The 6254-nt window shown below is 61.8% G+C and carries 7 protein-coding genes; 3 read left to right on the top strand and 4 right to left on the bottom strand.

Translation table 11 applies throughout. The annotated features are described in order from the left end of the window. On the bottom strand, nt 1-348 hold a 348-nt coding region (locus tag AADA04_RS08410), incomplete at its 3' end, for a hypothetical protein (protein WP_340692811.1). Nucleotides 349-905: 557 nt separating this feature from the next. On the opposite strand from AADA04_RS08410, the gene AADA04_RS08405 reads away from it, so the two are divergent. Continuing rightward, nucleotides 906-1256: a UrcA family protein gene (locus AADA04_RS08405; RefSeq protein WP_340692810.1), complete on the top strand. Its 351-nt coding sequence runs from the start codon at nt 906-908 to the stop codon at nt 1254-1256. Between the two features lie 75 nt (nt 1257-1331). On the opposite strand, the gene AADA04_RS08400 is transcribed toward AADA04_RS08405, so the two are convergent. After that, nucleotides 1332-2147 (bottom strand): arylamine N-acetyltransferase, encoded by an 816-nt coding sequence (locus AADA04_RS08400; RefSeq protein WP_340692809.1) that lies wholly within the window; start codon nt 2145-2147, stop codon nt 1332-1334. A 149-nt stretch (nt 2148-2296) separates the two neighbouring features. Here AADA04_RS08400 and AADA04_RS08395 point away from each other — a divergent pair, with 149 nt between their 5' ends. Beyond that, nucleotides 2297-3532: an EAL domain-containing protein gene (locus tag AADA04_RS08395; protein ID WP_340692808.1), complete on the top strand. Its 1236-nt coding sequence runs from the start codon at nt 2297-2299 to the stop codon at nt 3530-3532. A gap of 130 nt (nt 3533-3662) precedes the next feature. Further along, a complete protein-coding gene (locus AADA04_RS08390) occupies nt 3663-4286 on the top strand; it encodes a TonB family protein (RefSeq protein ID WP_340692807.1) in 624 nt (207 codons plus the stop codon). A 26-nt stretch (nt 4287-4312) separates the two neighbouring features. On the opposite strand, the gene AADA04_RS08385 is transcribed toward AADA04_RS08390, so the two are convergent. Next, nucleotides 4313-5248 carry an aspartyl protease family protein gene (locus AADA04_RS08385; protein ID WP_340692806.1) on the bottom strand — a complete coding sequence of 312 codons (936 nt, stop codon included), beginning with the start codon at nt 5246-5248 and terminating at the stop codon, nt 4313-4315. 178 nt (nt 5249-5426) lie between these two features. Then, nucleotides 5427-6254: ribonucleotide-diphosphate reductase subunit beta (locus AADA04_RS08380; RefSeq protein ID WP_340692805.1), on the bottom strand; the 828-nt coding region annotated here is incomplete at its 5' end.

Below are 6254 nucleotides of genomic sequence, written 5' to 3'. Positions count from 1 at the left end.
GGGTGTGGTGCGGGGGCGCGGGTCTGCCAGGCGGAAGGTGGGCGGGGTGAAGAAGCGGCGCGGCGCAGGGGCGGTGCGCGACGGAGACCGGTCCGGCGCCGCCTGCCCTGCCCGCACAGTCACGCGCGGCAAGGGGCATTCGAGAACGAAGAGGACCAGCATGCGCCGCGTCAGCGTTTCGAGACGCACGAGCTGGCGGCGCAGGCGGATGCATTCGCTGCGTCTCAGGAAAGGCCTGCAGCCGGTGAAGCCGAGGCGCAGACCGTTCACCAGCTCGTGCACGTAATAGTCGGCCCGCCGCCAGGAGACGAGGATGAGGCTGCGCAGGGCTTGGTCGGGCTGGAACATGATGGCCCTATCCTGCCACACCCTGCCGGGAGGGGGACAAATCCAGCAGGCGCTGCCCGGATTGCCGCGCCGGTGCTGGGATTCTGACGTTCAGACCCAGAGGATAAGTGCGGCGCGGAGGCCGGCGTGGTGACGCGGAGCCAATGGCGACGATGTGCAGCCTTTTCCCGAGGGGCCCGGGCGATTCTCCCAAGGCACTGTAATAATGTGATTTTTTGTCAGGGAATCGGTATTGAGTCGGCATTTGGCTATGTCACAAATGCATGGCAGTCCTGACATTTTCCTGATTTTCCGGCCTGTTCCAGATGAAGGATTGGGCAGGAGCGCCCGCTTATCAGGCGATCGACCTGCAGCACGCAGCTATGACCGAAAATTCGCAAAACGACCGTTGCCATGCTGCGACTGCGAGAACATTATTGCAGTGCAGCATGAGTTCGCTGTTCCCGGTTGGCCAATGCTCCGAGAGGCGCATTACGGGGGACAGTGATCATAAGGCTCAGTTGCGGGGGGAGTTTCCAGTCGGAATGTTCCGACGCTAACTTCTAAAGGGCTATCCCATGTTGAAACCAATCGTATCGATCATGGCCGCGGCCATGTTCCTGTCTCCGCTGGCCGTTGCCGGAGAGCAAAAACCGATCACAGTGAGCATTGAATATGACAAGGAGATGCTGGCGACCAAGGCCGGTGCCGCCGAAGTCCTCGATGCCATCACCGACCAGGCAAAAGACGCCTGCACGACCTATGTCCCCGTTTTCGGCGGTAATTATACCGACCGCAAATGCGTCAGCACCATCGTCTCGTCCGCTGTCTCGAAAATCCGGGAACAGCAGGCGCTGGAAGGCCGCGAAGCGGCGGGCGAATTTGCCAGTTCGGGCGCGATGATCTTCGCCGACGCTGAACAACGCTAGGCCATTTCCTCCCGGTCTTGTGCGTTGGAGGGGCCGCCCACGGCCACGGGTGGCCCCTCACTTGACCCTTGCTTCTCAGGTGCCGGGGAACAGCGCTTCGTGGCGTGCGGTGATCGCGGGCCAGAGGCTGGCCGCTTCAGGCATATCGAGACCGAACACATCATCCAGCACATCGACAAGCTCGTCAGCCGTGGCCAGTTCGCGGCTGTCGAGGCCGACAATACTGGCCGTGGTCAAAACCTTGCCGCGCAGCGTGTGGTGGAGCACGCCGTCACGCCGACGCACGACAAGGTTCTGCACGAAGGGCGATGCGGGATCCGTTTCCTGCCAGATGCGCTTGGCATCGAGCACGGACGGGTCAGCCGGCGCGGTTTTAAAATCGAAACTGAACGGATCGGCGTGGGCGCTTTCCCAGAAGCGCCAGTAGCCATCGTCGGCTTGTGTCAGACCGACCTGGAATGGCGCATCGACGCGGGCCCCCGTCATGATGGGCATCGGGCCGAGGAGACTGGATCCGAATCCGACATCGACCAGCAGGTCTTCTTCCGCCAACCGCACCAGCAGGCAAAGATGGTTGCCCAACTGTCCGTCGCCAGCCTGCTCGCGCATCACGCCGCCAACGAGCCGCGTGACGTCAAAGCCGATCTCGTCCAGCGCCCAGCCCATCAATCCATTCTGCTCGTAACACCAGCCGCCACGCTCGCGGGACACCAGCTTGTCGTGAATTTCGGACTGTGACCGCGCGGTCTTGCGGCCCAGCTGGACGTCAATATTTTCGAACGGGATCGTATTGGTATGGGCCCGGCAGAGTGCATCAAGCGTGGCACCATCGGCCTGTGGCGGACCGGCAAAGCCGATACGGTCCAAATAAGCGGCAAGTTCAGTCGTCATCGGACGGAGCTAGGAGCGCCGCGCCGGTTTCGTCAAGAAAGATTTCCGGAACGCGCGCGCCGCAGCAGATCGATCAAATCTGCACGACCCGATTCATGAGGCAGCAAGCAAAGCCTGCGAAGACGGTCTACCCTTCAGGAATTGCCTCCATGTCCGACCTCGATCTTCTCACGTCCGCCATCTCGTCACCGACCGACGGATCCGATGACCTGCTGCAATCCGCCCTGACGGCGGTGCGCAAGCATCTCGGCATGGACGTCGCGTACCTGTCGGAATTCGTTGACGGACGGTCGGTGTTCCGCCGCGTCGATGCGCCGGGCCTGGAAGCGCTGGCCAAAGTCGGCGACAGCCACAGCCTGGATGATGTCTATTGCCAGCATATCCTGGAAGGCCGGCTGCCGGAACTGATCCCGGACACGGCGGCCGAACCGTTCGCCGCCGCCATGCCGATCACGCAGGCGATTCCGATCGGGGCGCACATGAGCCTTCCGATCCGCCTGAAAGATGGCAGCGTCTATGGCATGTTCTGCTGCCTCAGCCGCACTCCGAACCCAACGCTGAACACCCGCGACCTCGACACGATGCGCGTCTTTGCCGAACTGGCAACGCGCCAGATCAATAACGAGCTGGCCGACAGCCAGCAGCGGACCGAACAATGCCGCCGCATCGAAGACGTCCTGGCGCGCGAGGCCTTCTCAATGGTGTACCAACCGATCTTCGATCTCGGGAAAATGGCGCCGGTTGGTTATGAAGCGCTGAGCCGTTTCACCGATGAGCCAAAGCGCACGCCGGATATCTGGTTCAATGAGGCGTCCGAGATCGGCCTGTCGGAAAGGCTGGAAATGGCCGCCCTGAAACGGGCGCTGGCCAAATTGCCGGAGCTGGGAGCCGATCAATACCTGTCTGTGAACGCATCGCCTGAATTGATCATCACCGAGGCTTTTGCCGACCTGCTGGCCGACCAGCCGTTGTACCGCATCCTGCTCGAGATTACCGAGCATGCGCAGGTCGAAGATTATGAATTGCTGTTGCAGGCGCTGGAGCCACTGCGTCGGCGAGGCCTGAAACTGGCCATCGATGATGCAGGTGCGGGGTATTCCTCGCTGCGCCATATCGTGCAGCTGCAGCCGGACATCGTGAAGCTGGACATGAGCCTGACCCGCGATGTCGACACGGACGCGGCCCGCCGTGCACTGGTCGGTGCCCTGATGTTCTATGCCCGCGAGACCAGCGCGCAGGTGATCGCCGAAGGCATCGAGACACAGGCTGAATTCGATACGCTGAAGCTGCTGGGCGTTCGCAAGGGCCAGGGCTATTTCCTCGGGCGCCCGGACGCCGCGCTGCTGGCGACCACCCCGCCCAAGGCGATCAAACGCGGCGCCTGAGCGCGGCGGAGCCTCCTCCTTCCCTGAATCCCGACACATGAATGGCGGCGTATTTACAAAATCCCATTTTGATATATTATCACATTACAGGATCGGAACACCGGCCTGCTATCAATCGGAGGAAATACGCATGCTGAATTCACCCGTCTCTCGCGCCCCGACCGCCGCCCTGCTGGCCCTGCCGGTGGCCTATGGCCTGTTCCTGCTGATGAGTTCGCTGATCGATGTGAAGGAAGTGACGCTGGTGAAGGCGCCGTCGCGCATACTCGACACGATCACGCCGCAGCTGCCGGACTCAATTGATGAAATCCGCAAGCGGCCAAAGCCGCAACCGCTGGACGACGCCATCAAACCGCCGCCGCCACCGCAGATCTCGACAACGAAATCCGTGATCGACCTGCCGGAAATCCAGATAGCTGGCGCGATTCCTACGTCGCTTCCGACGCATGTGAAAATGCCCACGATCAACCCCGTTGTCGTGTCGTCGCGCGGCTACCAGGTGGTCCGTCCGCCGATGCCGGTCTATCCGAGCCGGGCATCGGCGCGGGGCATTTCGGGATCGTGCAATGTCGCCTTCGCGATCGATCCGCGCGGCAAGCCCTACAAGGTGTCGGCCATGTGCACCGACCCCGTGTTCAAGAGCGAGGCCGAGCGGTCTGTTCTGAAGGCCGAGTTCGCACCGCAGCTGGTCGACGGCCAGTTCGTGAGCGTGACGGGCCTCGAATACCCGCTGGAGTTCAAGCTGGCGGAATAGGACGAGAGGAACGCTCTGGCCGGCGCCTATTGTTCGAAAATGACTTCGCCATTCACGTAGTCGAGTGTCAGCACGAAGTCCTGGAACAACTGGTTGCCGGCATTTCCGTCGCGGGCCCCCTCGGTAAAGCTGCGATCGCCGAAACGGGTCGGCAGTTCCGCGATGGTGAAGGGGCCAAGGCCGACATGCGAGAGCACCCCCTTGGTCAGCGTGCGCCGACCGCGCGCCCCCAGCGCATCGGTCGCTTCGCCAGCCGCCTTTTCGTCTTCCAGACCAAGCCGCGTGACCGCCGCCGGGAAAAGTTCAAGCCCGCCGGACGAGCCGGTATCGAGCGTGACGCTGACAGTTTCCCCCTCGATCACGAGGTCGAATACCGGGATCAGGTCTTCATCGGAACTGAACCTGAGCGGCAGGACATAACGCTGTGTCACGGGCGTCACCGGCGGTCCGAACGCATCAGCATCCGTGCCGATCATGACCTGCCGCGCCGGATAGTCGATCCGGACGACACGGTGGTCGAAAAAGCTGTGGCCGAGAATGCCGGCGAGCGGGAATCCGAGTGCTGAACTGAACGGACTGATGTCCGCAGCCAGCGCAACAATCGGATCGAATGTCCTGTCCTGGATTGCGAGCCCCGGAATCGAGGACGGCATGACGGTGAGCCCCGCCCCGTCGCCGGCGCCGGCGGCCTCCTCCGCCTGGGTCTCGTCGATGTCGATGCCAAGGCGCCGCGCGAGCGCGAGATCGATGACCGACGGATCAACCCCGCAATCCAGCAGGAAACGATGGGGCGCGCTGTGGCCAATGGCGGCATCAATGATGATCTCGTTGTGAACGAATTCGAAGGGCACTGTCGTGACGACAGCAGGCGCGGGCGGGGGCACGCGGGCCGATTGGCAAGCCACCAGGAAAATGGCGGCCATGATGAGTGAGGGTATTTTGCGGGCGCGGTGGGTAAGCATATCCGTATCCGAATGGGTGTCTGCAAACTGGCCCCGCAGGCCGAGAGGGGCCCGCGGTTGGGCGCCATTTTACATATCCCGTCCCGGCCGGGCCAGATGGTTTTTCCAAGATACGCCAACGAAAAAAGGCCCGCACCTTTCGGTGGGGCCTTTGGGAATTGTGCGCCTGAGAGGCAGACTATTCGGCTAAGACTTCGGCGGGTTTGCGTTTGTCGAAATTTGTCCAGACGCCGTCGTCGCCGTGCCAGTCGCCGCGGGTTGCGCCCTTGGAATATTCGGTGGCGCGCTGTTCGAAGAAATTGGCGTGCTCGACCCCGTTGAGGATTTCCGACAGCCAGGGCAGCGGGTGCTTGTCGATGCCGTAGATCGGCTCGAGCTTGAGCTGGCCAAGGCGCCAGTCGGCAATGTAGCGGATATAACCCTTGATGTCGGCTGGCGTCATGCCTTCGATATCACCGGCCTCGAAGGCGAGGTCGATGAACTTGTCTTCCAGCGTGACCACGGTGCGGCAGCATTCGCGGATCTTCTCGCGCAGTTCGTCATTCATCACGCCGGTCTCGGCGCAGAAATTGTGGAACAGCTTGATCATGCCTTCGCAGTGGAGCGACTCGTCGCGGATCGACCAGGTGATGATCTGGCCCATGCCCTTCATCTTGTTCAGGCGCGGGAAGTTCATCAGCATGGCGAAGCTGGCGAACAGCTGCAGGCCCTCGGTGAAGGCGCCGAAGACGGCCATGGAGACGGCGATGTCTTCATTGGTCTCGCAGCCGAACTGGCCGAGATAGTCATGCTTGGCGGCCATCTCCTGGTATTCCATGAAGGCCGAGAATTCCGAATCGGGCATGCCGATGGTCTCGAGCAGCAGGGCATAGGCCGCGATGTGGATGGTCTCCATATTGGAGAAGCTGGCCAGCATCATGGAGACCTCTGTCGGCTTGAACAGGGGCATGTAGTTCGTCATGTAATTCGCGCCGACCTCGATGTCGGACTGCGTGAAGAAGCGAAA

It is taken from the genome of Hyphomonas sp. (assembly GCF_037969335.1).
Lineage (GTDB): Bacteria > Pseudomonadota > Alphaproteobacteria > Caulobacterales > Hyphomonadaceae > Hyphomonas.
This window is presented reverse-complemented; position numbering and strand designations above follow the sequence as displayed.